Raw genomic sequence first — 2,824 nt, 5'->3', positions numbered from 1 at the left:
ATAAAAGAGCAGAGATATTGAAATCTCTGCTCCCTAGTTAATAATCCTTTAAACACACATAGGGTTTTCGGCCCTACAATTTTTGAAGCCAACTTTTAGTCGACCCTATCTAATTGCGGATTACCGAAAAAAGTGCCAATTAAGACACTTTTTTGAATAAGTTTATGATTTGATTTTCCAATGCATTCACATCAATTGGCTTAGAAATATGCCCATTCATACCTGCTTCCATTGCCATTTTCTTATCTTCCTCAAACGCATTGGCCGTCATAGCTAGAATTGGAATACTTGCCTTTTTTAAATTTTTAAATTGACGAATTCTTCTTGTCGCCTCATATCCATTCACATTTGGCATTTGAATATCCATCAAAATCAAATCATACAAATCTGCATCCACTTCAGACAACCGATTTATACAAGCTAAACCATCCTCAACACGATCCAATATTAAACCACTCTGTTCAAGTATGGCCATCGCAATCTCGGCATTTAATTCATTATCTTCCACAAGTAATACATGCTTACCTTGTAAGACAGATTTTCCATCAAGAACATCTAATTCTTGATTCAATTCTATACATTCCTCATCCGCTATTCTATGCTCAAAAGTAACAATGAAACAAGTCCCCTCACCCACTTTACTCTTGACACAAATATCTCCATCCATCATATCCACAAGATTTTTGACAATCGCCATGCCTAGACCTGTACCCGAAACTTTTCCAATCGTTGTATTGTATTCTCTAGAAAAAGAATCAAACAAAGTTGGAAGATAGTCTTCACTCATACCAACACCCGTATCTTTGACTTGCGTTTGAATTCTGACATAACCCGATCTTGTACAATTCAATTCCTTGACATCAATCGCAATATGACCACCCTCAGGCGTATACTTAAACGCATTTCCCACGAGATTCATTAAGATTTCACGAACCTTAAAGCCATCCCACAACACATGTGTATGATCAACATCCACACTCGTTGTAAATACGATATTCTTTTCTTGTGCACTCGACTCGAATACGTTCTCGATTTCTTCGACTACAAGCCCGATTTGCTCGGCTCTTTCTTCGACAACCATCTTACCACTCTCAATACGCGACATATCCAGCACATTATTAATGATAGAAAGTAATAGCTTACCACTCTGCTCAATCTTATGTTGATAATCCACTAGGATTGGATCCGTCAAGTACGGTTTCATCAACTCATTGTAGCCAAGAATCACATTCATTGGCGTACGAATATCATGCGACATATTGTTTAAGAAATCTGTTTTTGCCTTATTCGCCTCTTCCGCCACAATATACGCCTCTTTTAATTTTGCCTCCTGCATACGTTCCTTCTTAATCAAATCATCAATGTTTCTTGTACCAATCACTGCCACACGACTACGATCTTTTTTATAAACATACACAATACGTGTCTGATGATAAATAATACGATTACCCATTTTAAATTCATAGGTCATTGAAAAATCATCTTGATTTGAACATAACGCATCTAACGAAAGCTGATCTAAGAAATTCTCACGACTTTCATCCGTCACAATCTCATCGGCATAAGCCGGCAAGAATGCACACCACTTATTTTCATATTTACGACAAAAATCCGCAATACACTTACCATTCTCCCCCACTTCACGATAAGAAAAGATTTGACCACTATCCAATTCCAACAATAATATGGAAAAATATTCTTTACCAAGGCCCTCAATAATCTCTCTTTGAAGTTCTAATACTTTTTCCCTCTTTACAATTTCATCAATTGGACGAAAACCCATTATAATCTTAAAATGGTTCAAATCCTCATATAGAAATACTGCCCTTGCCCCTAAATTCGATACTCCATTCTCATCTGGGACAATTTGAAACTGCCATTCTAAAGAACCCTGTTCCTTTAATGTACGCATTAAAGAAGCATTCGATAAAAGATCCATATAATTTGGACAAGAATCCTTCATCAGTACATTATCATAGAAATAATTTAAACTTTCACTATAACTATGCCCATTCATTTCAGCACAACTCGCATCCTGCTTAATCACTTCCACTGTATCTTGTTTCAAGTCACAAAGCACTAAAGAAGTATAATCCATAGTCAAGGCCGATAAGATATTATTCTGTTCCTTTTCACGAATAAACTGTGTCACATCCGAAATGTTTCCATGCAGTATAGAATCCCCCTCTATATCTATACTCTCACTCACATAGTGATATCCATCTTTTCCTAACAAACGAAAGACAGAATGAAAAAGATCAAGATTACGATCTTCTGGATGCACCATATTCATTAATTTATTATCAAATCGAGTTTCAATCTCTTCTTTTGACCAACCAAAAATCTCTTGAAATTTTAAACTCACATATAAAAAGGGATATCCATCCCCCAATGAACACCGATGATATCCACCAATACGCCCACACACTTCTTGAATTGTCAAATCATTATCTATTATCTTCATAAAAATCCCCTAATATCCATTACTCTATCAAACTCTCAATCCTATTTCAATCCATTAAAAACTATGGTTATATTCCCATTAAATAAAAGTAAACTAATTTGACTATATAGTAACATAAATTACGTTTAAGTTATATGTATGCGTTTACAATCAATTAAAAAGTACAAATTGTACTAAAAAGTGCAACTAAAAAAGGTACATAAAGTACCTTAATTGCTTCTACACTTTTTACGACTGTCAACTACCCACTACCTAAAGGTGGTGGGCTTGTAACTGCCCAGTCGTACTAACGACTTACGTCTCCGACCTTTAACCCCATTAGATATTGCTATCTAAAGTGGCGTTACATCATAGGGTGGT

The 2,824-nt window shown here is 35.7% G+C and carries 1 protein-coding gene; it reads right to left on the bottom strand.

The annotated features are described in order from the left end of the window. Nucleotides 1–139 precede the first annotated feature (139 nt). Nucleotides 140–2,464 (bottom strand): PAS domain-containing hybrid sensor histidine kinase/response regulator, encoded by a 2,325-nt coding sequence (locus FYJ55_RS10410; RefSeq protein ID WP_154556765.1) that lies wholly within the window; start codon nucleotides 2,462–2,464, stop codon nucleotides 140–142. Nucleotides 2,465–2,824 lie beyond the last annotated feature (360 nt).

Source organism: Holdemanella porci (assembly GCF_009696075.1).
Lineage (GTDB): Bacteria > Bacillota_I > Bacilli_A > Erysipelotrichales > Erysipelotrichaceae > Holdemanella > Holdemanella porci.
Note: the sequence above shows the minus strand (reverse complement) of the source record. Positions and strands in the feature narration are given on the sequence as shown.